The following is a 23,729-nucleotide window of genomic DNA, read 5'->3' as shown; positions in this document are numbered from 1 at the left end:
TTCTCGCGCGCATGGCCAGCGCCATGTTCTCCGCGCCGCCGGGCGCGCAGTTTCCCGCCAACATCGCACCGCCGGGCTCGCCGCTGGTGAGCCCCGCCGGCTTCGGGCCGAGCGTGCCGGGCACGCCGATCCCGCAAGGGCAGATTCCGGGTGCCAATGTGCTGCCCGCATCGCCCACCCAGCTGCCGTCGCTCGCGAACCGTGCGCCGGCCTTGCTGCCGCATGCGGTGGCGGGCAACGGCGTGCCGGACTCGGTGCTGTCGGTGGCGCCGGCCTTCGAGCCGCGCTCGGGCGGCGTGGTGCAGGGCGTGCCGCAGCAGGTGGGGGCGCCCGTGTCGCCGCAGGCAGCCTCCGCATCGCCGTTCTACTTCCTGAACAACAGCTACGGGCATCCGACGGCGGGCACCGCCAGCGATGGCTTTGCGATCCACGATCCGTTCGCGGGCCTTGCCGCGCCGACGGCGCAGCCCGCATTGCCACCGGGCCCGCCTTCGGCACCGGCCGGACGCGACGCGCAGTTCTACTTCGTCGATGCGGCGCGCCTGCCCAACGGCTTCGTCACGCCGGCCAAGCCCGATCCGCGCGGCCCCGATGCAGTGCCGCTGGCCGGCAGCGGCCAGCATCCGCCGTTCGATGTGCACGCCGTGCGCCGCGACTTCCCGATCCTGCAGGAGCGCGTGAACGGCAAGCAGCTCGTGTGGTTCGACAACGCCGCTACCACGCACAAGCCGCAGTCGGTCATCGACCGCATCGCGTACTTCTACGAACACGAGAACTCGAACATCCACCGCGCGGCGCATGAACTCGCCGCGCGTGCGACCGATGCCTTCGAAGGCGCACGCGAGCGCGTGCGCAAGTTCATCAATGCACCCGAAGTCGACGAAGTGATCTTCGTGCGCGGCACCACCGAGGCCATCAACCTCGTGGCCAAGAGCTGGGGCGGCCAGCACGTGGGCGAGGGCGACGAGATCATCGTGTCGAACCTCGAGCATCACGCCAACATCGTGCCGTGGCAGCAGCTCGCTGCCGCCAAGGGCGCCAAGCTGCGCGTGATCCCGGTGGACGACTCGGGCCAGGTGCTGCTCGACGAATACCGCAAGCTCTTGAACGACCGCACGAAGATCGTCGCGGTCACGCAGGTCTCGAACGCACTGGGCACCGTGGTGCCGGTGAAGGAGATCGTCGAGCTGGCGCACCGCGCAGGCGCCAAGGCGCTGGTCGATGGCGCGCAGTCGGTCTCGCACATGCGCGTGGACGTGCAGGACCTGGGCGCCGACTTCTTCGTGTTCTCCGGCCACAAGGTGTTCGGCCCGACCGGCATCGGCGTGGTGTGGGGCAAGCGCGAAGTGCTCGAAGACATGCCCCCTTGGCAGGGCGGCGGCAACATGATTGCCGACGTGACCTTCGAGAAGACCGTGTTCCAGCCGATCCCGAACAAGTTCGAGGCCGGCACCGGCAACATCGCCGATGCCGTGGGCCTGGGCGCGGCCATCGACTACGTGAACAAGGTCGGCATCGAGAACATCGCGCGCTACGAGCACGACCTGCTGGTGTACGGCATGGAGCAACTGGGCGCGATTCCCGGCGTGCGGCTGATCGGCACGGCGGCTGACAAGGCGAGCGTGATGTCCTTCGTGCTCGACGGCTACACCACCGAGGAGGTGGGCCACGCGCTCAACGACGAAGGCATCGCGGTGCGCACGGGGCACCACTGCGCGCAGCCGATCCTGCGGCGCTTCGGCGTCGAGACCACGGTGCGGCCGTCGCTGGCGTTCTACAACACCTTCGACGAGATCGATCGGCTGGTGACGGTGGTGCGGCGGCTCGCCGGCCAGCGGCGCATGCGCTGAGCCGGCTCAGGGCTTCGATGCCAGGTGCTGCCTGAAGAAGGCGAGCACCTTGGCATTGAAGTCGGCGTGGAAGGCGACGCGGTCGAAGCCGCCCGCATCGCTGCAGATCTCCGGCAAGGCCTTGGCCATGGCCGGCGCGCAGGGCGCCAGGAAGGCGAAGTGCGCGGTGTTCGCGGGCACGTACCAGTCCGGCGCGGAAGGCAGGTGGCGGCGAACCGCTTCGACATCGTCCAGCGTCACGCCGTCGCCGCCGCGCGCGGAGGCCCAGAGCTGGACGGGCACCGTGACCTGCTTCAGCCCCTCGGCATCGAAAAAGCTCAGCGGGTCGACGATCACCGCCGCCTTGATGCGCGCATCGCGCACCGGCGGCGCGGGCAGTTCCTGGCGCTGGATCTGGCCGCAGAACGGAATCCTCGAGGCCGGCGTGCAAAAGCGCAGGCCCAGCTTGAAGTCGGGCACCGCGCCCGTCGCGACGAGGCCGGTGTAGCCGCCTCTGGAGAAACCGAAGAAGCCGACCTGGTCGGCGGCGATCTTCGTGTGGCCGGGCCACGCCTTGAGCATGTGATCCGCCAGCCGCCGCATGTCGACGGGCCGCGCGGCAAATGTCGAGAGATGGCCCCGGCGCTCCATGTCCTGGAAGTTGTCGTTCGGGTGGTTGATGGCGGCGACCACGAAGCCCGCGTCGGCCAGCGCCGCCGCCGTGTCGTGGTGCCCGAGGAACGAGCCGCCCGAGCCGTGCGACATCAGCACCAGCGGCAGCCCCGTGCCGACGACGGGGCAGTCCTTGGTGGCCGAGATGGCGATCAGGCCGAACGCGATCTCGCCGGGCGCCGCCTCGCAAGGCGTCCACACCGCGCCGCGCAAGGCCGGCCCGTCCTTGTCGGCCGGCACCTCGATGAAGCTGAACCCCGCGGCATGGCTCCATGCGGCAGACACACAGAGGGCGGCGAGCAGGGCAAGGCGATGCAGAGTCATGGCGCGCAAGGGGTAGGGGGCTGAACGGGCCGCCAGTGTGCCGCCTCCGGCCCCGCGCCGCCAGCCCGTTTTGCGTCGTGCGATGCGGGCGCGCTATGCTCTGTCGCTGTCCATCACGCTGCTTGTCTTCGCATGTCCCAGCCTCAGGTTTCTTCTTCCGGCGCTCCTTCTTCTGTCAGCGATTCCTGCGATGTGTTCGTGATCGGCGGCGGCCCCGCGGGTTCGACCGTCGCGGCGCTGCTGGCGCAGCAGGGGCGCCGGGTGGTGCTGGTCGAGAAAGAGCACCATCCGCGTTTTCACATCGGCGAATCGCTGCTGCCCGCGAACGTCGAGCTGTTCGACAAGCTCGGCGTGCGCGACCAGGTCGAGAAGATCGGCATGCCGAAGTTCGGCATCGAGTTCGTCTCGCCCGAGCATGAGCACCGCAGCTACGTGGAGTTCGCCGAAGGCTGGGACAAGTCGCTCGACTCCGCCTGGCAGGTGCGTCGCTCCGAGCTCGACGAGCTGCTCTTCCGCAACGCCGCCACGCGCGGCGCCCAGACCTTCGAAGGCTGCAAGGTGCGCGACGTGGCCTTCGACGCCGACGGCGCCACCGTGCAGGCCGTGATGGACGACGGCGCCAAGCGCAGCTGGCGCGCGCGCTTCGTGATCGACGCCACGGGCCGCGACACGCTGCTGGCCAACAAATTCCGCTGCAAGCAGAAGAACCCCGACCACAACAGCACCGCGCTGTTCGGTCACTTCACGAACGCCGAGCGGCTCGAGGGCAAGAAGGAAGGCAACATCAGCATCTGCTGGTTTCCGCACGGCTGGTTCTGGTTCATTCCGCTGGCCGACGGCACGACCAGCGTGGGCGCGGTGTGCTGGCCCTACTACCTGAAGACGCGCGAAAAATCGCTGAAGGAATTCTTCTACGACACCATCGCGCTGTGCCCCGTGCTGGCCGACCGCCTGAAGAACGCCACCCTGGTCGACGACGCCGTGCACGCCACGGGCAACTTCTCGTACTCGAGCACGCACGCCACCGGCGACAACTACCTGCTGCTGGGCGACGCCTTCACCTTCATCGACCCGATGTTCTCCTCGGGTGTGTACCTGGCGATGCACAGCGCCTTCGACGGCGCCGAGCTGGTGGCCACCGCGCTCGACCAGCCGGCCGAACTGGCCCGCGCCCGCGAAGGCTTCGAGGCCATGATGCGCAAGGGCCCGCGCGAGTACTCGTGGTTCATCTACCGCGTGACCAACCCGACCATCCGCGACATGTTCATGTACCCCGGCAACCCGTTCCGGGTGAAGGAGGCGCTGATGTCGCTGCTGGCCGGCGACATCTACAAGGGCACGCCGATGTGGGGCGCGCTGCGCATGTTCAAGGTGCTGTACTACGGCATCTCCCTCGCCAACTTCCGCCGCACCTGGGCGGGCTGGAAGCGCCACCGCTTCAACATCCGCGACATGGGGGCGTTGAAGGGGGAGACGATCCTGAAGTCGGACTAGGCGCGGGTTAGGCGCTGGGCAGTTCGGCGATGAGCCGCCGGTTCTGCCGCGCCAGCGTGCGAAAGGCCGCTGAGAGGCGGTCGTCGGCTGCCACGGTGTCCCAGTACACGCCGGCCAGTTGCCGGGCGTGCGGCCATTCCTGCAGGGTGTCCACGGTCGGCGCCAGCCCGGTGGCCGCCAGGTCGCGCGCCGGCAGTTCGCCGCTCGTCGGCGCATACAGCGTGGGCAGCACGTCGTAGGCGGGCGCGAGACGCCACGCGTTCCCTTCGATGAGCAGCGAGATGTTGCCGTAGTGCCGGTCGGTGTTGCCGATCAGGCGGCCGAAGGCTTCGAGAAAGCGCAGGCGCTGTGCATCGTCGGCACGCAGCAGGCCGCGCGAGGCCATCCGGTTGGCCGTGGCGGCCCAGTTGTCGATCTTGCCGACGTGCTGCGCGTCGTACGCCATCAGCGACACCATGCCGACGCGGCCCCGGGCCGAGCGGTCGAAGCGCTCGACCTCCAGGAACACGCGTCCGCCTTCGATGAAGATGCGCGTGGTGGCCGCAGCGACGCCCGCTTGCGCCAGGGTGCTTAGTGCCAGGTGCTCGCTGACGAGAAGATCGCGCGAGCGCCGGTCCAGGGCCGACGTGCCTGCGAGCGAGAACTTGACGATGACCTGCCGGCCATCGCGCACCGTGCAGAACTTCGGCTGTTCGCCGCCGGCCGACGAGCCGGGCAGGGTGCCCTGCATCGCGCTTTCCGCCATGGCGGGGTAGTCGCTCACGGAGACAGGGCGAGCGGCGCGTGCGCCCAGCGAATGAAAGCGCTGGAAGGATTCGGCACCCACCACGAGGTTGCCGGGCAGGTCTTCGCCGCACAGCGCGAGCGCCTGCAGCACGTCGTCGTCGTTCCAATGTTCGGGGTTGGGCGGTAGCCCGAGTTCGGGGTGCCCCTGCGCGAAGGCGCGGCCGATGAAGCCCTGGGGACGCATGTCGGCAAGGAACCATGGGAGGCCGTCATGCAGCGCGCTGCGGCCTTGCTGCTCGTCCATCCAGCAACGCCCGCCCTGCAGCGGCACGATGCGTCCGAACGGCGAGGCTTGGCCGGCGGCATCGACCTTGACGACTGGCACCTCAGCACCGACGCGTTCGACGTGCCGTGGCGCCACATACATCTGGGAGCGTGCCGCACCGACCTTCAGTATCTGCGCGCTGCGAACCAGCGGCGCCAACGCGCGAGAGGCGGTGGCCTGACTGATGCCCAGTCGCGCCTGCAGCTCGGCGCTCGTGGCGGCGCCTTGCGAACGGATGAAGGCGAGGGCAGTAGCGCTCAGGGATGACGAGGTGGGTGGCGGCATTGCATATCTACGTGAATAGATAAATTATCCCACCCGCCATTGGGAAACTCAAATCGAATGAATTCCTACGTGAATAGATACTTTTGATCCCGAGAGTGTCAGATCTTCAAGAGTTCAACGCTGCGTGCCGAGCCCGCAACGTTGCCACCGCATGCGTCACCCCCAACTGCGGGCTGCTGAGCACATCGACCCCGAGGTCCGCCAGCAACCCCGTCACCGGCGCCATCGACGCCTGCGCCAGCACGATCACGTCGGTGCCGTCGGCTGCGGCGCGGATCGATTCGGCCAGCGTGGCGATGTAGCGCGCGATGTCGCCCGACTGGAAATGCACCCAGGCATCCTCGACCAGCAGCGTGCTGGCGCGGATGCCGACGCCGGCCTGCCGGGCCGCGGAGAGCACGAGCGACAGGGTCGGGTCGATGGTGCTTTCGACGGCGCCGACGATCAGCACGCGTGGGCCGTTGCGCACGGCGCGGTCGGCCATGGCGCGGTCGATGCGCAGGGCGGCGAAGGCGCCGCCGGTGGCGGTCTTTTCGGCGATGCCGCCGATGGTCGAGCAGGTGCACACGACCACCGAGGCGCCGTCCGAGGCGGCGTCGCGCATGGCTTCGTGGACGCGCGCCACCAGGCCGGCGTGGTCGACGCCCAGGGTGCGCGCATCGGCGAGCAGCTCTTCCATCACCAGGTGCTGCACGCGCAGCTCGGGCGCGATCTCGCGGGCCAGGCTGCCGAAGGTCTGCACATGCACCTGCGCGGTATGGAGGAAGGCGAGCGTGTCGGCCATGAGCTTGCTGCCGTTCAACCGGCCTCGCGGGCGCGCCGGAACTCGTAGGCCTTCAGGTGCACGTACGCCGTGCGCAGCACCGACGGTGTGGCCGAGGCGCTGCGCGGCGCGCGGGCCAGCAGGTCGCCCAGGATGTGGTCGGCCTCGACGCGCGCGCCGCGGGCCATGTCCTTGTACATGGAGGCGGTCATGGGCGAGCCGGCGGTCGTGACCACTGCGCGGCCGCGCGTGACGGCGCCGGGCCGCGGGGCAAAGCCGTTGTGGGCGGCGATGGCGCAGCACTCGTCGAAGATCGCGAGCGCCACGTCTTCGCCGCCGGCCGCCACGATGTCGCCGATGGAGGCGTGCATCAGGCTCGTGAGGCCCGCGGCCGAGGCGATGAAGACCCACTTCTCCCACATGTCCTGCGCGATGGTCTCGCTCGCGGTGGCGGTGAAGTTCGCGCCGGCGAACTGGGCCGCGATGGCGTCGATGCGCGGCGAGCGCCCGCCGGCGCGTTCGCCGTAGCTCAGGCTGTGCATGTCGTTCAGGTGCTGCACGCGGCCCTCGTCGTCGAGGGTGGCGGAGATCATGCACAGGCCGCCGAGCACGCGCGCCTCGCCGAAGCGCGCGACCAGCCGGTCGATGTGGCCCAGGCCGTTGAGCAGCGGGAGGATGACGGTGTCGGGTCCGACGGCGGGCGCGAACGAATCCATGGTGGCGTCGAGGTCGTAGGCCTTGCAGCCGACCACGACCACGTCGTACGGGCCGCCGATCTGCTCGGCCAGCACGTGCTTCGGCGTGGGCAGGTCGAGGTCGTCGAAGGGGCTGCGCACCACGAGCCCGGTCGTGGCCAGCTGGGCCGCGCGGCCGGGACGCAGTAGAAAGGTCACATCGCGGCCTGCCGCGAGCAGGCGTGCGCCGAAGTAACCACCGAGTGCTCCCGCACCCACCATCAGGAATCGCATCGCGCGCTGCCTCCGAAGAAACTGAAGATCGGAAGCGATGATGCCCCGGATCGCGCGCGGGCGCCTCAGGGGTGTTGCGAGGTCGCCAGCCGCTCGCGGGCAAAGGGCCGCAGGTCGAGGCCGTGCGCGCTCTCGCGGCCCAGCACCCGGTCGGCGATGGCGTCGCCCAGCCCGGCCGAGTGCTTGAAGCCGTGGCCGGAGCAGGCCGAGACGATCAGCACATTCGGCAGGCCGTCGAGCGCGTCGATCACGAAGCGGCGGTCGGGCGTGACGGTGTACATGCAGGCACGGGCCTTGAGCGCGTGCCCCGCGATCTGCGGAAAGCGCCCGGCGACGCGGTCGCGGTACATGGCGGCGCTTTCCTCGGCGCTCACCTCGCGGTCGAGCGCGTCGGGCGTGGTGGCGTCGACGTACTGCTCGGTGGCGACCTTCAATGCGGGCTGCGACGCGTCGGAGGCCGGAAAGCCGTACATGTAGTCCTCCTGCGCGTCGCCGAACATCCAGATGAAGATGGGAAAACGCCCGGGCGCGAAGTCGGCCTCGGCGGCGGGGCCGGTGTCGAACCAGTGCATCACCTGGCGGTGCACCGAGAAGTGCGCCTGCCAGTCGGTGCGCGCCTGCCGGCCGAGGAACTCGGGCAGCCAGGCGCCGGCCGCGACCACCACCTGGTCGGCGGTGAAGCTCGCGGTTTCGGTGCGCACGCGCACGGTGTCGCCGTTGCCCACGGGCTCGACGCCCAGCACGCGCTCGCCGGTGCGGGTCTGTGCGCCGTCGGCGCGGGCCAGGGCGAGCTGGGCGGCGATGGCGTCTTCGGGGCGCACGAAGCCGGCGTCGCGCTCGAGGTAGCCGATCTCGTCGCCCTGCAGGTGGAACTGCGGGTAGCGCGCGCGGATGCCGGCCGCGTCGAGCACCTCGTGCGCAATGTCGAAGCGCTCGGCGCAGGCGATGGTGCGGCGCACGAAGTCGGACTTGCCGTGGTGCTCGGCCACGCGGTCGCGCGGCGCGAGGATGAGGCCGCCGGTGGTGGTCATCAGCGGGCGGCCGGTGCGCGCCTCGAGCTCGCGCCAGATGGCGTGCGAGCGGTGCACCAGCGGCACGTACTCGTCGCCTTCGCCGACGGCCAGCCGCGTGATGCGCGAGTCGCCGTGCGAGGAGCCGCGGTCGTGCGGCGGCGCGAACTGGTCGATGCCGAGCACGCGCGCGCCGCGTTGCGAGAGCTGGTAGAGGGTGGCCGCGCCGAGGGCGCCCAGGCCGATGACGATCGCGTCGTAATGAGTAGGGGAACGGGTCACGGGGCGAGAGGTTTCGTCGTCACACAAGGTTCAGGTCGAGAAACGCATCCTTGACCGCAATGGGCTGGGGAATGAGCTTCAGCTGCGCGAACACGTCGGCCAGGCCCTGCTGTTCGCGGGCGATGGCGGGCGTGAGCGCCACGACGCCATAGTGCCGCCGTTCGGTCGCCAGCGCCAGCACCTTGGGCTCGACCTTCAGCTGCGGCGCGAGCGTGGCCACCACCTCGCCGGGGTGGGCCTGGGCCCAGTCGTTGGCCTTGCGCAGTTCGGCGAACACGGTGCGCAGCGTGTCGGCGTTGGCGCGCGCGAAGGTGGGCTGCGCGAAGTGGTAGGTGCGGTTGCCGCTCAGGCCGGTGCCGTCGAACAGCAGGCGCGACTCGGTCGCCACCTGCGCGCCGGCCAGGAACGGGTCCCACAGGCCGATGGCCGCGACGCTGCCCGACTGGTAGGCGGCCACGGTGTCGGAGGCCGTGACGATGTAGACCGGCTCGATGTCTTCGTAGCGCAGGCCGGCCGCTTCGAGTGCGCGGATCAGCACGTACTGCGTGTTGTAGCCGCGGCCGGTGACGACCTTCTTGCCCTTGAGGTCGCGCACGCTGCGGATCGGCGAGTCGCGCGGCACCAGGAAGCCGACGCCGCCGGGGTAGGGGCTTTCGGCCGCGAGGTAGGCCAGGCCTTTGCCGCTGGCCTGCTGGAACACGCCGATGCCGTCGGAGGCGTGGCCGAAGTCGATGGCACCGGCCGCCAGCGCTTCCGACAGCTGGCTGCCGCCGAGGAACTCGCGCCACTCGACGCTCACGCTGGCCGGCGCCAGCGCCTTCTCGAGCTGGCCCGTGCCCTTGAGGATGTTGAGCGTGTTGAACTTCTGGTAGCCGATGCGCAGCGTGCGGGCGCGCGTCTGGGCGAACAGCGGAGCCGATGCGGCCACGGCGGCGGCACCGACACCGGCGCGAAGCAGAAGGCGCCGGGAGACGGCGGGCGAGGAAGTGCTTGGGAAGTGCATGGGAAGAGCGGGGCCGCATCACGCGGCCGAAGAAGAAAAAAGCAGTCAGGCGGAAGGCAGAGGCTGGCCACTCTAGGGATCGACGCCTTCGTGCGCCACGAAGCTTTTGTCATTTGTTCATGCGCAACTCATCGCTGCATATGCAAGAGGAAATTGCTTCGTTGGCGCCGCACGCGGCGCTGCCTAGAGTCGCGCTCTCTTTTTCCACTTCCAGCGAAGCGCAGGCATGACCCGCAACACCAAACATCTCACCGTGACCAGTCTGGCCCTGGCCCTCGGCGCCTTCACCACCCTGGGCAACATCGCCTGGGCCGACAAGCTCGACGACATCCGCAAGGCCGGCGTGCTGCGCGTGGCCGCGTTCGACGGCAACCCGCCGTTCGGCTACATCGACCCGGCCAGCAAGAAGCAGGTGGGCCACGACATCGACCTGGCGACCGAGTTCGCAAAGAGCCTGGGCGTGAAGATCGAGCTGGTGCCGACCAACCCGGCCAACCGCATCCCGCTGCTCACCTCGGGCAAAGCCGACGTGGTGTTCGCCAGCTTCACCATCACCGACGAACGCGCCAAGGCGGTGGACTTCACCACGCCGTACTTCCTGGTCGGCCAGCAGTTCCTGGCGAAGAAGGGCGTGCTGAAGGAGGCCGCGCAGATCAAGGACATCCGCATCGGCACCGAGAAGGGCACGACGATGGAGTCGAACCTGCGCAAGAACTACCCCGACGCCAAGGTCGTGCTCTACGACGACTCGCCCTTTGCGCTGGCCGCGCTGCGCAACGGCAACGTGCAGGCGATCACCAACGACGGCGTGAAGCTCACGGCGCAGTGGAATGCGATTCCCGACAAGGAGAAGTACGAGATCCCGGCGATCACGGTGTCGAAGGAATACCTCGGCGCGGCCGTGGCCAAGGGCGAGACGCGCCTGCTCGAGACGCTCAACGCCTGGCTGGTCGACAGCGAGAAGAACGGCCGTGCCGTGGCGATCTACGACACCTGGTTCGGCCCGAACAGCAAGGCGCCGCTGCCGCGCCTGTTGAAGATCGGCGACCAGCGCGTGGCCGCCAACTGATGGGGCACGCAACGACCGGATCGATGCGGCCTTGAGCGATTTCCTGCGCGAGCACCTGCTCGCGCCCCATTACCTCGGCTGGCTGCTCGACGGGTGGCTCGTGACCGTGGGCGCCTCGCTGCTGGTGGCGGCGGGCGCCACGCTGCTGGGCGTCGTCGTGGCAGCGGGGCGCTCGTCGAGCCGGCCCGCGTGGCTGCGCGCGAGCGGCGCGTACGTCTCGCTGTTTCGCAACACGCCGCTGCTGGTGCAGCTCTTCTTCTGGTACTTCGGCGCGCCCAGCCTGTTGCCCGAGGCGCTGCGCGAAGGGCTCTTGGCGGGGCGTTTCATTTCCTTCGAACTTCTGTCGGCGCTGCTCGGCCTCACGCTGTATGCGGCGGCCTACGTGGGGGAGGACATCCGCTCTGGCATCCGCGGCGTGCCTGAGGGGCAGACGCTGGCGGCACAGGCGCTGGGCTTCACGCGCGCGCAGGTGCTGGCGCAGGTGGTGCTGCCGCAGGCGCTGCGCATCGCGTTGCCGCCGCTGCTGGGGCAGTACATGAACATCGTCAAGAACACCTCGCTCGCGATGGCCGTGGGGCTGGTCGAGCTGTCGTATGCCTCGCGCCAGGTCGAGGCCGAAACCTTCAAGACCTTCCAGGCCTTCGGCGTGGCGACGCTGCTCTACATCGTGACCATCGGCGTGATCGAACTGCTGGCGGCGTGGGCTGCGCGTCGGCAATCGCAGCTGCCGGGGAGGGCGACGGCATGAGCGATGCGCTGCACATGCTGTGGGACAGCCTGCCGTACCTGCTGTGGGGCGCCTTTCCGCAGGGCGAGCTGGGCGGTGCGGCGCTCACGGTGCTGCTCAGCGCCGGCTCGGGCATCGCGTCGGCGCTGCTGGGGCTGGCGTGGGGCATCGGGCTGGCCATGGCGCGGGGGCCGCTGAAGCGCGTGCTGGCGCTGGGGCTGGCCTTCCTGCGTGCGATCCCGGTGCTGATGCTGATCTTCTGGACCTACTTCCTGCTGCCGTTCGCGCTGGGCGTGAGCGTGCCGGGCGTGTTGTCGGTGATGTGCGCGCTGTCGCTGGTGGGCGGCGCCTACCTGGCGCACGCGGTGCATGCGGGCATCCGCGGCATCGGTGCGGGACAGTGGGCGGCGGGGCTGTCGCTCGGGCTCACGCGCTGGGGCACGCTGCGCCACGTCGTGCTGCCGCAGGCACTGCGGATGATGCTGCCATCGTTCGTCAACCAGTGGGTCACGCTGGTGAAGGACAGCTCGCTGGCGTACGTGGTGGGCGTGGGCGAGCTGTCGTTCGTGGCTTCGCAGGTGAACGCGCGCACCATGGTCTATCCGGCGGAGATCTTCGTGCTGGTGGGCGCGATCTACTGGCTGCTGTGCACCGGGCTGGACCGGCTGGCCCACGGGGTCGTGCGCCGCGCGCAGGCGGGTGCGCCGGTTGTCATGAACTTTTCTGGAAAAGGTCTTGAGCGCTTCGCATAATCGTCCCGGTCATTCCGACAGCCTTTTCCATTTCAAGGAGTTCCACCCATGGCACAGACCCGGATCGCCGTCATCGTCGGCAGCCTGCGCAAGGATTCGTTCAACCACAAGCTGGCCCTGGCGCTGGCGCATCTCGCGCCGTCGGACTTCACGTTCGAGACCCTGCGCATCGACGACCTGCCGCTGTACAACCAGGACGACGACGGCAACCAGGCCGCTCAGGTGAAGCGCCTCAAGAGCGAAGTGGCCGCCGCGCAGGGCGTGCTGTTCGTCACGCCCGAATACAACCGCTCGATCCCCGGCGTGCTGAAGAACGCCATCGACCACGCTTCGCGCCCCTATGGCCAGAGCGTCTGGGCCGGCAAGCCGACCGGCGTGCTCGGCATCTCGGTGGGCGCCATCGGCACCGCGCTGGCGCAGCAGCACCTGCGCAACATCCTGGCGTATCTCGACGCGCCCACGATGGGCGGCCCCGAGGTGTTCCTGCAGGCCAAGGAAGGCCTGTTCGACGACAAGGGCCACATCGGCAACGAAGGCACGCAGAAATTCCTGCAGGGCTGGATGGACAAGTACGTGGCCTGGGTCAAGGCCCATTCCGCGGCCTGATCGCAAGGCAATCGCCCATGAAAAAGCCGCCCCAAGGGCGGCTTTTTCGTTCCGGTGTCGGAGCTATCTAGCTGTTGCACAAGATTCCTCGCCCCTCAGAACGAGGGGTTTCTTCGGGGCCGCTAGTGGAGCGATTTAAGCCCGACCACGCCCATGACAATCAGCCCAATGCAAAGTAGCCGGAGTGCCGAAGCCGACTCTCCCAAGAGAACCATGCCCACAATCGCTGTTCCGACCGCACCGATGCCTGTCCACACGGCGTAGGCAGAACCGACTGGCAAATGCCTCAGCGAGAAGGTGAGCAGTGACAGGCTGCCGAGAAGCGAAGCGATCGTGCCTGCCAACACCCAAGGGCGGTCGAATCTCGTGGCCGATTTCAGCCCGACGGCAAATAGGATTTCGAGTCCCCCAGCAGCAAAAAGCGCTACCCATGCGGTCACCGCATTCATGATTGGGCCCATTCGGCTGCGAGTCGCATGCGCAAGATCAAAGGCACAGAAGCAACACGATGCTTTGAGCGACCAACGTGAAAGGACACCTTGCTGCTGAACAGGCAGAAGTGAGCGGCCTGTTGGTCCGTCAAGTGAAATCCGACATACAAGACGAGCTCAGATGCTGTGCCGTGCTCAAACGCGCGTTTACTGAGTTGGCCTCTTACAGCATGCCCACAGAAAACCAGATCCGTTGCCTGCTCGGCATCGGTTTGTTGGGCACGTCGAGAAGCTGAGGAAACTTCTTGTTGACCAGTCGTGGGATCGAATGTGATGCGCGCCATCAGTTCGTTGCGTGCAGGAGCCATCGCAACGTAGTTGCTGATTTCATTCCCAATCGCTTCTTCTCGTAGTCCTTGTGCATGCAAGGCTTCCTGGCCCTGCAGCCAAAGCGACTCCTTGGTTTCGAAACTGACGGCGTATGGAGGCCTTGCCGGCAAGCTGTGAGCGGCTCGGAGATCAAGAAGCCGTTGGCTGTGCGTACCGCGTGCCTGCTCAAACTGCCTTCGTGACAGGGGCTGCGACCCTCTCGGTGAGCGCTGAGTTTCGGTCACTTCAGTTCGCAAGGAGCTTGCCGTTGAAGACGATACGGAAGGTCCGCACAGTCAGTAGCGACAGAGCCGCGGTGAGCAGGATCAGCAAGCCCCACGCAAGCCACGTCAGGGGCTGTGATGACTGCACGGACGCATATTTAAGTGCAGCGTTGACGAGCGCGGCAAGGGGGAAACTGATCGCCCACCAAGCGGGACCGAACGCAATGCCCGGCCGAAACACTTTGGGCGCCAGAACCAGAAACAGGAAGAGACCGAAGTAAAAGAGCATTGCGGCGAAGGCGTCGACTTCGCCTGTGAGATTGGTGTAGGCGAGGAAGCCAACCTCAAACGGGGCCACGAGAATCATCAGAGAAGGCGTCATGGCCGCAGCGAGCGGCTCTCGCTGCACGAGTCTCACAACGATCATCGTGAACATCACCAAGGCGAGGGCAGTGCCAATGCCGGCAGCGACACGCAAAGTCTCGGCGGAGCCCGGTAGATCGGTGTAGGCGAACGTCACGGCAATGTCCAGCGCGGCAACACCGGGAATCAACCAGGCAGGCACGGCGTGCGAGGGGTCACCCCCGCCGGATAGCAGCCGGGAAACGACGACGTAGCTCACCAGGAGTGTCGTGACGGTGCCAACGATCCACAACACCAGTCCCACCTGCCCGAAGTAGTGGCCCAGTACGGCCGACTGCAGCAACAGCGAGATGGTGATTGTTCCGAAGAAGTTGCCAGCGATGGGGTGGCGGAACTCGGCCAGGACAGCGTCGGGATGCTTCACCAGCTTGAAAAGATACGCGACCGTGATGGCCAGAAAAACGAGGCTGGAAAAGATGCTCAGGGCATCCGCGACTTGCGGGCCAAAGCCAAGAGACTGGGTGGCCAGGCGCCAACCCAGTGCAAGGCCTGAGAGGCCCATGACAGCTCCGAAAAGGTTCACAGGAAGATTTCGAATGGAACCAGTTACTGCAGGGCGGGACTGCTGTTCAGCAGAGAGGAGATCGGCGGTCATTTGTTGCTCCGTATGTTGGCTGAAAGTGCCATGTGCGAAAGTTTCCGCCAACAGGCGAGGGCGCGGGCTGCAGTCCTCCGTTCTTTTCTGCCAATGTTCAAGCAGATACAGCCGACCTCGTTGCAGCATGGTCAAACCCCGTGGCTTGAATTGCCAATCCCGTGAGATCCCGCCAAACTTCCGGCACGGCGCGCCCATGGCGTGCATGACGGAGCCACCCCGATGCGTATCGCCATCCTTGCTTTCCCACGTGTTCAGCTGCTTGATGTTGTCGGCCCGGCTGACATCTTTGCCGAGGCTTCGAGGCAGCTGGGAGATCCGCGCGCGTACCGTGTGCAGGTCATCGCCCCAGATGAAGGGGCACTCAAGAGCAGCAGCGGGCTGCGTCTGATGATCGATGCCACGATTGCCAGCCATCGAGGTGCGATCGACACGTTGCTGGTTGCGGGGAGTCCAGATGTGCACAGCGTGACGGGCAACGAAGCGCTCAAGACGTGGCTTCGGCAGCAATGTGGGAGGGTGCGACGCATCGGCTCGGTTTGCAGCGGTGCCTTTGTGTTGGCAGCAGCCGGTCTTCTGAGCGGAAAGAAGGTGGCCACGCACTGGAATGCAGCAGACCGACTTGCCGCGGACTATCCAACTACAGACGTTGACGCTGACGCAATATTCGTGAGAGATGGGAATCTCTACACATCGGCGGGCGTATCTGCTGGAATGGATCTCGCGCTCGCTCTGGTCGAGGAAGATCATGGGCGCGATCTGGCACTTCGCGTGGCTCGCGAGATGGTGATGTTTCTGAAGCGCCCCGGAGGCCAGTCCCAGTTCAGTGCGCACCTCGCGGCCCAGACCGCCGAGCGTTCCGCAATTCGTGAGATTCAAGACTTTGTCCTGGGCAACCTCCGGGCCGACCTCAGCGTGCCTGCGCTCGCCCTGCAAGCAAAGATGAGTGAGCGGAACTTTGCGCGGATTTTTCGACTTGAGGCTGGCATGACGCCAGCAGACTATGTCGAGAGCGTTCGAATCGACGCAGCGCGCAGGCGCATCGAGGAGTCAAACGTTTCGTTGAAGGGTTTGGCCGACGAAGTAGGCTATGCCAATGGGGACGGTCTTCGCCGGGCGTTTCACCGGCGGCTCGGGGTCGGACCTGCGGACTACCGCAAAAGATTCTCCAGCTGAAGCTCTTGGGTCTGCAGAAGGTAGCGCACAGTGAACGCTCGATTGGCCCAGACAGCTCTACGCTGCATGGGCTCAACCAAGCGGCAATGACATCCAGCTTCTTAAGCGACTGGTTCTGTTGGCTTTTGCATCAGCCAGACAAGTCCGTTCCGGCCGCGGAAGCTTCAGGCGGCTTGCGCGACGCTCTTCTGGTTCGCGGCTTCGGTCGTGGCCACGAGGATGTCGGCGCGGGCGGCGGCCAGGGCGGCGGCCTTGGGCGCGTCACCCATCGCGATGCCTTCGGCACGCACGAAGCGCACGTCGGTGATGCCGAAGAAGCCGAAGATCACCTTCAGGTAGCTCTCCTGGTGTTCCGCGGCCTGGCCACCTTCGGAGGTCGAGTAGATGCCGCCGCGGCTCGAGGCCACGATCACGGTCTTGCCACCGGCCAGGCCGACGGGGCCCTTCTCGGTGTACTTGAAGGTGCGGCCGGCTTGCGCGAGGCGGTCGATCCAGGCCTTGAGCTGGGTCGGGATGGTGAAGTTGTACAGCGGGGCGCCGAGCACCACGACGTCGGCGGCCAGGAACTGGCTCACCAGCTTTTCGGACAGGGCGTTCTCGCGCAGCTGCGCTTCGGTCGGCTGGGCCTGCACGCCGGTCTTGATGCCGAGGGCGTCGACGCCGAAGTGCGAGGGCGCGTCCACGGCGAGGTCCAGGTACTCGACCTGGGTGTCGGGGTGGGCGGCGCGCCAGGCGGCCACGGTTTCGGCGGTCAGCTGGCGCGAGGTGGAGCCGGCGGCGAGGATGCTGGAGTCGATGTGGAGCAGCTTCATGTCAGTCAATCACTTTCTGTGCAAGGTGTCGGCGCTGAGAAGTGGCCGGCGTTGGGAGAATTCTATTTTTGATGTGAGTGGCTGATAAGTAGCCAAAATTTGATCAGATCGTTCTGTTTGCAGGACAATGAAGCCATGCAAGACCTCAACGACATGGTGTTCTTCGCCGAGGTGGCCGAGCGGGGCGGCTTTGCCGCCGCCAGCCGGGCGCTGGGCATTCCCAAATCGCGGCTGTCTCGGCGCGTGGCCGAGCTCGAGGAACGGCTGGGCGTGCAGCTGATGCAGCGCAGCACGCGCCGCCTGTCGCTCACGCCGGCCGGCGAGATCTACTTGCGGCATGCCTCGGCCATGCGCGACGCGGCCCAGGCGGCGGCCGAGGCGGTGGCGCAGGTGCAGACCGAGCCGAGCGGGCTGGTGCGGCTGACCTGCCCGGTCACCATTTCCCACAGCGGGCTGGCGCAGCTGATGCCGGTGTTCATGGCGCGCCACCCGGCGGTGCGCGTCGACATGCGCGTCATCAACCGGCCGGTGGACCTGATCGAGGAGGGCATCGACATCGCGCTGCGCGTGCGCCCGACCATCGAGGACAGCACGGTGCTGGTGGCCAAGACCTTCGGCCACAGCCGCGGCGTGCTGGTCGCGAGCCCGACGCTGCTGGCCAGCCAGGGCCCGGTCGACACGCCCGCCGACCTCGCGAAGCTGCCCACGGCGGCCATGTCGGTCAACGGGGAAGGGCGCTCGGAGTGGCGCCTCGAAGGCCCGGAAGGCCGCAGCCACGTGCATGTGCACACGCCGCGCTACGTGGCGGACGACCTCGCGACGCTGCAGTTCGGCGCGCTGGGCGGCGTCGGCGTGACCCTGCTGCCCGACTACATGTGCAGCGCCGACATCGAGGCGGGCCGGCTGGTGCGGGTGCTGCCCGGCTGGGGGCCGTCGCCGGTGGTGGCGCACATGGTGTTTCCGGCGCGGCGGGCGCTGGTGCCGGCGGTGCGGCGGCTGATCGACTTTCTGTCCGAACACCTGCAAAGCGAGCAGATGCGGATGTTTTGAGGCAGGTTGCTATCTAAAAAATAGCGCCATAGTGGGTCTTCGCAGGTTCTATATGCGAAAAACGTCATATCCAAACAAACAGATATTCGTTTGCCATTGAAGCAGCGGTTCGCACAATCCAGGGCTTCACCCCCTCCTTGGAGCGACCATGGCAACCCTGCGACTCGGCGACACCGCCCCTAATTTCACCCAGGACTCCAGCGAAGGCCCGATCGACTTCTACCAGTGGGCCGGCGATTCGTGGATCGTGTTCTTCTCGCACCCGGCCGATTTCACGCCCGTGTGCACCACCGAACTCGGCAAGACGGCGGCGCTGTCGGGCGAGTTCGCCAAGCGCGGCGTCAAGCCCATCGCGCTGAGCGTCGACCCGGCCACCAAGCACAAGGAGTGGATCGGCGACATCAACGAGACGCAGAACACCACCGTCAACTTCCCGATCATTGCGGACGCCGACCGCAAGGTGGCCGACCTGTACGACCTGATCCACCCGAACGCCTCGACCACGGCCACGGTGCGCAGCGTCTACATCATCGACCCCAAGAAGGTCATCCGCACCACCATCACCTACCCCGCGTCGACCGGCCGCAACTTCGACGAGATCCTGCGCGTCATCGACTCGCTGCAGCTCACCGACAGCCACAAGGTCGCCACGCCCGTGAACTGGAAGGACGGCGACGACGTCGTCATCGTGCCGAGCATCCAGGACCCGGCCGAACTGGCCGAGCGCTTCCCCAAGGGCTTCAAGGCCGTCAAGCCTTACCTGCGCATCACGCCGCAGCCCAACAAGTAAGAAGCCGCAGGACCGCGCCGTCATGCAGACTCGTGTCGTCATCGTGCCCGGTTGGCGCGACTCCGGGCCCGGCCATTGGCAGAGCCTGTGGGAAGAACGCATTCCGGGCGCGGCGCGGGTGGCGCAGGACGACTGGGCCTCGCCCAAGCGCGATGCCTGGGTGCCCGCGCTGGCCAAGCTGGTGCTCGAAAGCGAAGGCCCCGTGGTCATCGCGGCGCACAGCCTGGGCTGCATCGCCACGGCGCACCTGCCGCCCGAGGCCGCCGCCCGCATCCAGGGCGCGCTGCTGGTGGCGCCGGCCGACCCCGAGCGCCGCGCGGTGCTGTCCGACTTCGCACCCGTGCCCTACGCGGCGCTGCCGTACCGCAGCATCGTGGTGGCGAGCAGCAACGATCCTTATTGCCCGATCCGCCTGGCGGGCGCCTATTCGCGCGCCTGGGGCAGCGAGTTCGTGCGCATGCAGAATGCGGGGCACATCAACATCGATTCGGGGCACGGAGACTGGCCGCTCGGCCTGGCCCTGCTGCAATCGTTGACCGACGAACCCGCCGCCTGGTCGGCGGGACGTGAATTTTCAGAAAACCTGGCAACCACATGACTTCCAGAATCAAGACCTTCGTCGCCGTGCTCGCGCTGGCGTCCTCCGCACTCGCCGGCAGCACCGCCTTCGCACAAGGCACCGGGCTGCTGAACGCCTCGTACGACGTGGCCCGCGAGTTCTACAAGGACTACAACGCGGCCTTCGTGGCGAACTACAAGAAGGCCACGGGCAAGGACGTCAAGATCGACCAGTCGCACGGCGGCTCCAGCGCCCAGGCGCGCGCCGTGGCCGACGGCCTCGATGCCGATGTGGTCACCATGAACACCTCGACCGACATCGACTTCCTGGCCAACGCCGGTGTGGTCGCCAAGGACTGGAACAAGAAGTTCCCCGAGAACGCATCGCCCACCACCTCGACCATGCTGCTGCTGGTGCGCAACGGCAACCCCAAGGGCATCAAGGACTGGGACGACCTGGTCAAGCCGGGCGTGCAGGTCGTGATCGTCAACCCCAAGACCGGCGGCAACGGCCGCTATGCCTACCTGGCCGCCTGGGGCTACATCAAGAAGAAGGGCGGCACCGACGCCCAGGCCGCCGAGTTCGTCGGCAAGCTGTTCAAGAACGTGCCGGTGCTGGCACGCGGCGGCCGCGATGCGACCACCGCCTTCCTGCAACGCAACATCGGCGACGCGCTGATCACCTTCGAATCCGAAGTGGTCTCGATCGACCGCGAATTCGGCACCGGCAAGGTCGACTCGGTCTACCCGTCGATCTCCATCGTGGCCGAGAACCCGGTCGCCATCGTCGAGCGCACCGTCAAGAAGAAGGGCACGGGCGAGCTGGCCAAGGCCTACCTCGACTGGCTGTACTCCGAAGAAGCGCAGGAAATCGCCGCCAAGCATGCGCTGCGCCCGCGTTCGCAGACCGTGCTCAAGAAGTACGCCTCGACCTTCAAGCCGCTGCAGCTGTTCACGGTGCAGGAACTGTTCGGCAGCCTGAGCGAAGCGCAGAAGGTGCACTTCAACGACGGCGGCCAGTTCGACAAGTTGTACACCCCTGGCGCGAAGTAAATGAGCGGCGCTGCTTCTTCGGCGCTCCCGGCAGCGGGAGCGCCTTTTTCTCGTGCCAACCGGGCAGGGGGCGCCAAGCGCGTGCTGCCCGGTTTCCACATCACGCTCGGCTTCACGGTCTTCTATCTGTGCCTGATCGTGCTGATCCCGCTGTCGGCGCTGGTCTTCAAGACCTTCACGATGACCTGGGAGCACTTCTGGGTGTCGGTGACCGCGCCGCGCGTGATGGCCTCGTACCGCCTGACCTTCGGCGCCTCGCTGATCGCCGCGATGGTGAACGCGGTGTTCGGCCTGCTCGTGGCCTGGGTGCTGGTGCGCTACAAGTTCCCGGGCAAGCGCATCGTCGATGCGCTGGTCGACCTGCCGTTCGCGCTGCCCACGGCCGTGGCCGGCATCTCGCTCACGGCGCTGCTGGCGGGCAACGGCTGGATCGGTCAGCTGCTCGAGCCGCACGGCATCAAGCTGGCGTTCACGCCGGCGGGCATCGTGATCGCGCTGATCTTCATCGGGCTGCCCTTCGTGGTGCGCACGGTGCAGCCGGTGCTCGAAGACGCCGAGAAGGAACTCGAAGAAGCCGCCACCTCGCTGGGCGCCACGCGCCTGCAGACCTTCACCAAGGTGATCTTTCCGTCGATCGCGCCCGCGTTGCTGACGGGCTTTGCGATGGCCTTCGCACGCGCCATCGGCGAGTACGGCTCCGTGATCTTCATCGCCGGCAACATGCCGATGATTTCCGAGATCACGCCGCTCATCATCATCGGCAAGCTGGAGCAGTACGACTACACGGGCGCCACCGCGGTCGCGCTGGTGATGCTGGTGCTGTCGTTCATCCTGCTGCTGGTCATCAACGGCCTGCAAGCCTGGCAGCGCAAGCGCGCAGGAGCCTGACATGAGCGCACCTTCGAAAATCATCCGCCGCGCGCAGGCCGGCACCACCGAGTCGGCCTGGGTTCGCTGGACGCTGATCGGCATCGCCCTGGCGTTCATGTTCCTGTTCCTCGTGCTGCCGCTGGCGGCCGTGGCGGTCGAGGCGCTGCGCAAGGGCCTCAATGCCTACCTCGAGGCGCTGAAGGAACCCGATGCGTGGAGCGCCATCCGCCTCACGCTGATCACCGCCGCCATCGCGGTGCCGATGAACCTCGTGTTCGGCGTGGCCGCGGCCTGGGCCATCGCCAAGTTCGAGTTCCGCGGCAAGGCCTTTCTCACCACGCTGATCGACCTGCCGTTCGCGGTGTCGCCGGTGGTGGCGGGCCTGATCTACGTGCTGGTGTTCGGCGCGCAGGGCTGGTTCGGCCCGTGGCTGGCGGAGCACGACATCAAGATCATCTTCGCCGTGCCCGGCATCGTGCTGGCCACCGTGTTCGTGACCTTTCCCTTCATTGCGCGCGAACTCATTCCGCTGATGCAGGCGCAGGGCACCGACGAGGAGCAGGCCGCCATCGTGCTCGGCGCGACCGGCTGGCAGACCTTCCGGCGCGTGACCTTGCCCAACATCAAGTGGGGCCTGCTGTACGGCGTGATCCTGTGCAACGCGCGCGCCATGGGCGAGTTCGGCGCGGTGTCGGTGGTGTCGGGCCACATCCGCGGCCAGACCAACACGATGCCGCTGCACGTCGAGGTGCTCTACAACGAATACCAGTCGGTGGCCGCCTTCGCGGTGGCCTCGCTGCTGGCGATCCTGGCGCTGGTCACCCTGGTGATCAAGTCGGTCATCGAGTGGCGCCATGAGCGCGAAATGAAAGCCATCGCCGAGCTGCCGCCCGAGCGTCCCCCCGAGCCTTCGGCGGCCTGAGAAGACGAGAGAACAAGACCATGAGCATCGAAATCCGCAACATCAGCAAGCAGTTCGGCGACTTCCGCGCGCTGAACAACGTGAACCTCGACGTCGAGTCGGGCGAACTGGTCGCGCTGCTCGGCCCCTCGGGCTGTGGCAAGACCACGCTGCTGCGCATCATCGCGGGCCTGGAAACGGCCGACACCGGCAGCATCCACTTCTCGGGCGAAGACACGACCGACGTGCACGTGCGCGAACGCCAGGTCGGCTTCGTGTTCCAGCACTACGCGCTGTTCCGCCACATGACCGTGTTCGAGAACGTGGCCTTTGGCCTGCGCGTGAAGCCGCGCAAGGAGCGCCCGAGCGACGCGCAGATCAAGGCCAAGGTGACCGACCTGCTCAAGCTGGTGCAGCTCGACTGGCTGGCCGACCGCTACCCGTCGCAGCTGTCCGGCGGCCAGCGCCAGCGCATTGCGCTGGCCCGCGCGCTGGCGGTGGAGCCCAAGGTGCTGCTGCTCGACGAACCCTTCGGCGCGCTTGACGCCAAGGTGCGCAAGGAGCTGCGCCGCTGGCTGCGCCGGCTGCACGACGAGCTGCACGTCACCTCGATCTTCGTCACGCACGACCAGGAAGAAGCACTCGAAGTGGCCGACCGCGTGGTGGTCATCAACAAGGGCCGCATCGAGCAGGTCGGCTCGCCGCAGGACGTGTGGGACAAGCCCGCGAGCCCGTTCGTGTACGGCTTCCTGGGCGACGTGAACCTGTTCCACGGCCGGGCCGACAACGGCGCCGTGCAACTGGACGGCATGCGCATCGACTCGCCCGAGCACAGCAGCGCGCGCGACGCCAAGGCGCTGGCCTACGTGCGCCCGCATGACCTGGATGTGACACGCTACGTGTCAGGCGCCACCGGCATCGTCGCCACGCTGTCGCGTGCGATCGTGGTCGGACCGATCGCGCGGCTGGAACTTGAGCCCACTGAAACGAATCCAGATAATCCGGGCTCCGGAACCATCATCGAAGCGCAACTCCCTGCGCAACAGTTCCGCGACCTGGGCTTGAAGGAAGGCGACACCGTCGTCGCCAACCCCCGCAAGGCCAGGGTGTTCGTAGAAGAAGATTGGGTATCTCCTTGATCCATTGGTACTTCGGCGCGCCGCGCCGCGCGCTCGGGCTGATCTGCCTGGCCTGTGTCCTCATGCTGGCCTTCGGGCTGTATCTGCAGCACGTGGTCGGGCTCGAACCCTGCCCGATGTGCATCGTGCAGCGCTATGCGCTGATGCTGGTGGCGCTCTTCACGGGCCTGGCGGCGCTGTTCAACAGCCGCGGCCTGCAGGTGACGGGCGGGGTGCTGGCGCTGGCGGCGGCGGTGGGCGGTGCCTACACGGCGGCGCAGCAGAGCTGGCTGCAGTGGTATCCGCCCGAGGTCGTCTCGTGCGGGCGTGACCTGTACGGGATGATCGAGACCTTCCCGCTCAAGCGCGCGCTGCCGATGATCTTCCGCGGCGGCGGCGACTGTTCCAAGATCGACTGGTCGCTGTTCGGCCTGACGCTGGCGAACTGGTCGTTCATCGCGTTCACGGTGCTGGCGCTGTTGCTCCTCACCTTGCTCTTGCGCCGGCGCACCGCGCGCTGAGTT

25 protein-coding genes are annotated in these 23,729 nt (G+C 67.0%); 15 read left to right on the top strand and 10 right to left on the bottom strand.

Annotation, left to right across the window (positions count from 1 at the left end; translation table 11 throughout):
- Positions 1–11: 11 nt before the first annotated feature.
- A complete protein-coding gene (locus AC1RAD_RS09890; RefSeq protein ID WP_492735224.1) occupies positions 12–1,850 on the top strand; it encodes a family 2A encapsulin nanocompartment cargo protein cysteine desulfurase in 1,839 nt (612 codons plus the stop codon).
- A gap of 6 nt (positions 1,851–1,856) precedes the next feature.
- Here AC1RAD_RS09890 and AC1RAD_RS09885 read toward each other — a convergent pair whose 3' ends face one another.
- Entirely contained in the window at positions 1,857–2,825 is a 969-nt protein-coding gene (locus AC1RAD_RS09885; protein ID WP_492734672.1) for an alpha/beta hydrolase family protein, read from the bottom strand.
- A 132-nt stretch (positions 2,826–2,957) separates the two neighbouring features.
- Between AC1RAD_RS09885 and AC1RAD_RS09880 the strand changes: the two genes are divergently transcribed.
- Positions 2,958–4,319, top strand: coding sequence for an NAD(P)/FAD-dependent oxidoreductase (locus tag AC1RAD_RS09880; RefSeq protein ID WP_492734671.1), 1,362 nt, complete (start codon positions 2,958–2,960; stop codon positions 4,317–4,319).
- A gap of 7 nt (positions 4,320–4,326) precedes the next feature.
- On the opposite strand, the gene yjjJ is transcribed toward AC1RAD_RS09880, so the two are convergent.
- The 5 genes from yjjJ to AC1RAD_RS09855 all read right to left on the bottom strand — a co-directional run bounded on the left by yjjJ (position 4,327) and on the right by AC1RAD_RS09855 (position 9,606).
- A complete protein-coding gene (gene yjjJ, locus AC1RAD_RS09875) occupies positions 4,327–5,655 on the bottom strand; it encodes a type II toxin-antitoxin system HipA family toxin YjjJ (RefSeq protein WP_492734670.1) in 1,329 nt (442 codons plus the stop codon).
- A 106-nt stretch (positions 5,656–5,761) separates the two neighbouring features.
- Positions 5,762–6,439, bottom strand: a complete 678-nt coding sequence (locus AC1RAD_RS09870; RefSeq protein ID WP_492734669.1) for an aspartate/glutamate racemase family protein — start codon at positions 6,437–6,439, stop codon at positions 5,762–5,764.
- 14 nt (positions 6,440–6,453) lie between these two features.
- Positions 6,454–7,386 carry a 2-dehydropantoate 2-reductase gene (panE, locus tag AC1RAD_RS09865; protein WP_492734668.1) on the bottom strand — a complete coding sequence of 311 codons (933 nt, stop codon included), beginning with the start codon at positions 7,384–7,386 and terminating at the stop codon, positions 6,454–6,456.
- 65 nt (positions 7,387–7,451) lie between these two features.
- On the bottom strand, positions 7,452–8,678 hold the full coding sequence (gene solA, locus AC1RAD_RS09860) for an N-methyl-L-tryptophan oxidase (protein ID WP_492734667.1): 1,227 nt from the start codon (positions 8,676–8,678) through the stop codon (positions 7,452–7,454).
- Positions 8,679–8,697: 19 nt separating this feature from the next.
- The gene (locus AC1RAD_RS09855; RefSeq protein WP_492734666.1) at positions 8,698–9,606 is read right to left on the bottom strand and encodes an aliphatic sulfonate ABC transporter substrate-binding protein; all 909 of its coding nucleotides are present in this window, start codon (positions 9,604–9,606) and stop codon (positions 8,698–8,700) included.
- A gap of 301 nt (positions 9,607–9,907) precedes the next feature.
- Between AC1RAD_RS09855 and AC1RAD_RS09850 the strand changes: the two genes are divergently transcribed.
- From AC1RAD_RS09850 to AC1RAD_RS09835, 4 genes are read left to right on the top strand one after another with little or no spacing between them, the layout of a single operon-like run.
- Positions 9,908–10,750 (top strand): transporter substrate-binding domain-containing protein, encoded by an 843-nt coding sequence (locus tag AC1RAD_RS09850; RefSeq protein WP_492734665.1) that lies wholly within the window; start codon positions 9,908–9,910, stop codon positions 10,748–10,750.
- A 31-nt stretch (positions 10,751–10,781) separates the two neighbouring features.
- Positions 10,782–11,498: an amino acid ABC transporter permease gene (locus AC1RAD_RS09845; protein WP_492734664.1), complete on the top strand. Its 717-nt coding sequence runs from the start codon at positions 10,782–10,784 to the stop codon at positions 11,496–11,498.
- Positions 11,495–12,229 carry an amino acid ABC transporter permease gene (locus AC1RAD_RS09840; RefSeq protein ID WP_492734663.1) on the top strand — a complete coding sequence of 245 codons (735 nt, stop codon included), beginning with the start codon at positions 11,495–11,497 and terminating at the stop codon, positions 12,227–12,229. The genes AC1RAD_RS09845 and AC1RAD_RS09840 overlap by 4 nt, the downstream gene beginning before the upstream one ends.
- Before the next feature lie 48 nt (positions 12,230–12,277).
- Positions 12,278–12,835 carry an NADPH-dependent FMN reductase gene (locus tag AC1RAD_RS09835; protein WP_062470062.1) on the top strand — a complete coding sequence of 186 codons (558 nt, stop codon included), beginning with the start codon at positions 12,278–12,280 and terminating at the stop codon, positions 12,833–12,835.
- 122 nt (positions 12,836–12,957) lie between these two features.
- Here the strand turns inward: AC1RAD_RS09835 and AC1RAD_RS09830 are convergent, their stop codons facing one another.
- The 3 genes from AC1RAD_RS09830 to AC1RAD_RS09820 are packed head-to-tail and all read right to left on the bottom strand — an operon-like array spanning position 12,958 to position 14,877.
- Entirely contained in the window at positions 12,958–13,284 is a 327-nt protein-coding gene (locus AC1RAD_RS09830; RefSeq protein ID WP_492734662.1) for a DMT family transporter, read from the bottom strand.
- Positions 13,281–13,880: a DUF3501 family protein gene (locus AC1RAD_RS09825; RefSeq protein WP_492734661.1), complete on the bottom strand. Its 600-nt coding sequence runs from the start codon at positions 13,878–13,880 to the stop codon at positions 13,281–13,283. The genes AC1RAD_RS09830 and AC1RAD_RS09825 overlap by 4 nt, the downstream gene beginning before the upstream one ends.
- A 1-nt stretch (position 13,881) precedes the next feature.
- A complete protein-coding gene (locus tag AC1RAD_RS09820; protein ID WP_492727027.1) occupies positions 13,882–14,877 on the bottom strand; it encodes an SLAC1 anion channel family protein in 996 nt (331 codons plus the stop codon).
- A 222-nt stretch (positions 14,878–15,099) separates the two neighbouring features.
- On the opposite strand from AC1RAD_RS09820, the gene AC1RAD_RS09815 reads away from it, so the two are divergent.
- Positions 15,100–16,053: a GlxA family transcriptional regulator gene (locus AC1RAD_RS09815; RefSeq protein ID WP_095747618.1), complete on the top strand. Its 954-nt coding sequence runs from the start codon at positions 15,100–15,102 to the stop codon at positions 16,051–16,053.
- A gap of 164 nt (positions 16,054–16,217) precedes the next feature.
- Here AC1RAD_RS09815 and AC1RAD_RS09810 read toward each other — a convergent pair whose 3' ends face one another.
- Positions 16,218–16,865 carry an FMN-dependent NADH-azoreductase gene (locus tag AC1RAD_RS09810; protein ID WP_489061339.1) on the bottom strand — a complete coding sequence of 216 codons (648 nt, stop codon included), beginning with the start codon at positions 16,863–16,865 and terminating at the stop codon, positions 16,218–16,220.
- A gap of 135 nt (positions 16,866–17,000) precedes the next feature.
- Between AC1RAD_RS09810 and AC1RAD_RS09805 the strand changes: the two genes are divergently transcribed.
- The 8 genes from AC1RAD_RS09805 to AC1RAD_RS09770 all read left to right on the top strand — a co-directional run bounded on the left by AC1RAD_RS09805 (position 17,001) and on the right by AC1RAD_RS09770 (position 23,726).
- Positions 17,001–17,915 (top strand): LysR family transcriptional regulator, encoded by a 915-nt coding sequence (locus AC1RAD_RS09805; protein WP_492697077.1) that lies wholly within the window; start codon positions 17,001–17,003, stop codon positions 17,913–17,915.
- A 148-nt stretch (positions 17,916–18,063) separates the two neighbouring features.
- Complete coding sequence (locus AC1RAD_RS09800; protein WP_062470070.1) at positions 18,064–18,705, top strand: peroxiredoxin; 642 nt, start codon at positions 18,064–18,066, stop codon at positions 18,703–18,705.
- A gap of 22 nt (positions 18,706–18,727) precedes the next feature.
- On the top strand, positions 18,728–19,303 hold the full coding sequence (locus AC1RAD_RS09795) for an RBBP9/YdeN family alpha/beta hydrolase (protein ID WP_056580397.1): 576 nt from the start codon (positions 18,728–18,730) through the stop codon (positions 19,301–19,303).
- On the top strand, positions 19,300–20,316 hold the full coding sequence (locus tag AC1RAD_RS09790) for a sulfate ABC transporter substrate-binding protein (RefSeq protein ID WP_062470072.1): 1,017 nt from the start codon (positions 19,300–19,302) through the stop codon (positions 20,314–20,316). Before AC1RAD_RS09795 ends, AC1RAD_RS09790 begins: the two co-directional genes overlap by 4 nt.
- Complete coding sequence (gene cysT / locus AC1RAD_RS09785; protein WP_062470075.1) at positions 20,317–21,204, top strand: sulfate ABC transporter permease subunit CysT; 888 nt, start codon at positions 20,317–20,319, stop codon at positions 21,202–21,204.
- A gap of 1 nt (position 21,205) precedes the next feature.
- Entirely contained in the window at positions 21,206–22,108 is a 903-nt protein-coding gene (gene cysW / locus AC1RAD_RS09780; protein WP_062470078.1) for a sulfate ABC transporter permease subunit CysW, read from the top strand.
- A 20-nt stretch (positions 22,109–22,128) separates the two neighbouring features.
- Positions 22,129–23,226 carry a sulfate/molybdate ABC transporter ATP-binding protein gene (locus AC1RAD_RS09775; protein WP_062470081.1) on the top strand — a complete coding sequence of 366 codons (1,098 nt, stop codon included), beginning with the start codon at positions 22,129–22,131 and terminating at the stop codon, positions 23,224–23,226.
- Entirely contained in the window at positions 23,223–23,726 is a 504-nt protein-coding gene (locus tag AC1RAD_RS09770) for a disulfide bond formation protein B (RefSeq protein ID WP_062470083.1), read from the top strand. Before AC1RAD_RS09775 ends, AC1RAD_RS09770 begins: the two co-directional genes overlap by 4 nt.
- Positions 23,727–23,729: the final 3 nt, after the last annotated feature.

The organism is Variovorax sp. GW823-FHT04B03, from assembly GCF_058796495.1.
Note: the sequence above shows the minus strand (reverse complement) of the source record. Positions and strands in the feature narration are given on the sequence as shown.

Excerpts from the sequence above, each read along its gene's own strand:
- AC1RAD_RS09835 (WP_062470062.1), top strand. The coding sequence starts at position 12,278 with ATGGCACAGACCCGGATCGCCGTCATCGTCGGCAGCCTGCGCAAGGAT.
- AC1RAD_RS09870 (WP_492734669.1), bottom strand. The coding sequence starts at position 6,439 with ATGGCCGACACGCTCGCCTTCCTCCATACCGCGCAGGTGCATGTGCAG.
- AC1RAD_RS09840 (WP_492734663.1), top strand. The coding sequence starts at position 11,495 with ATGAGCGATGCGCTGCACATGCTGTGGGACAGCCTGCCGTACCTGCTG.
- AC1RAD_RS09890 (WP_492735224.1), top strand. The coding sequence starts at position 12 with ATGGCCAGCGCCATGTTCTCCGCGCCGCCGGGCGCGCAGTTTCCCGCC.
- AC1RAD_RS09805 (WP_492697077.1), top strand. The coding sequence starts at position 17,001 with ATGCAAGACCTCAACGACATGGTGTTCTTCGCCGAGGTGGCCGAGCGG.
- AC1RAD_RS09795 (WP_056580397.1), top strand. The coding sequence starts at position 18,728 with ATGCAGACTCGTGTCGTCATCGTGCCCGGTTGGCGCGACTCCGGGCCC.
- AC1RAD_RS09790 (WP_062470072.1), top strand. The coding sequence starts at position 19,300 with ATGACTTCCAGAATCAAGACCTTCGTCGCCGTGCTCGCGCTGGCGTCC.
- AC1RAD_RS09810 (WP_489061339.1), bottom strand. The coding sequence starts at position 16,865 with ATGAAGCTGCTCCACATCGACTCCAGCATCCTCGCCGCCGGCTCCACC.
- AC1RAD_RS09880 (WP_492734671.1), top strand. The coding sequence starts at position 2,958 with ATGTCCCAGCCTCAGGTTTCTTCTTCCGGCGCTCCTTCTTCTGTCAGC.
- AC1RAD_RS09775 (WP_062470081.1), top strand. The coding sequence starts at position 22,129 with ATGAGCATCGAAATCCGCAACATCAGCAAGCAGTTCGGCGACTTCCGC.
- cysT (WP_062470075.1), top strand. The coding sequence starts at position 20,317 with ATGAGCGGCGCTGCTTCTTCGGCGCTCCCGGCAGCGGGAGCGCCTTTT.
- AC1RAD_RS09800 (WP_062470070.1), top strand. The coding sequence starts at position 18,064 with ATGGCAACCCTGCGACTCGGCGACACCGCCCCTAATTTCACCCAGGAC.
- AC1RAD_RS09850 (WP_492734665.1), top strand. The coding sequence starts at position 9,908 with ATGACCCGCAACACCAAACATCTCACCGTGACCAGTCTGGCCCTGGCC.
- AC1RAD_RS09820 (WP_492727027.1), bottom strand. The coding sequence starts at position 14,877 with ATGACCGCCGATCTCCTCTCTGCTGAACAGCAGTCCCGCCCTGCAGTA.
- panE (WP_492734668.1), bottom strand. The coding sequence starts at position 7,386 with ATGCGATTCCTGATGGTGGGTGCGGGAGCACTCGGTGGTTACTTCGGC.
- AC1RAD_RS09815 (WP_095747618.1), top strand. The coding sequence starts at position 15,100 with ATGCGTATCGCCATCCTTGCTTTCCCACGTGTTCAGCTGCTTGATGTT.
- AC1RAD_RS09830 (WP_492734662.1), bottom strand. The coding sequence starts at position 13,284 with ATGAATGCGGTGACCGCATGGGTAGCGCTTTTTGCTGCTGGGGGACTC.
- cysW (WP_062470078.1), top strand. The coding sequence starts at position 21,206 with ATGAGCGCACCTTCGAAAATCATCCGCCGCGCGCAGGCCGGCACCACC.
- yjjJ (WP_492734670.1), bottom strand. The coding sequence starts at position 5,655 with ATGCCGCCACCCACCTCGTCATCCCTGAGCGCTACTGCCCTCGCCTTC.
- AC1RAD_RS09885 (WP_492734672.1), bottom strand. The coding sequence starts at position 2,825 with ATGACTCTGCATCGCCTTGCCCTGCTCGCCGCCCTCTGTGTGTCTGCC.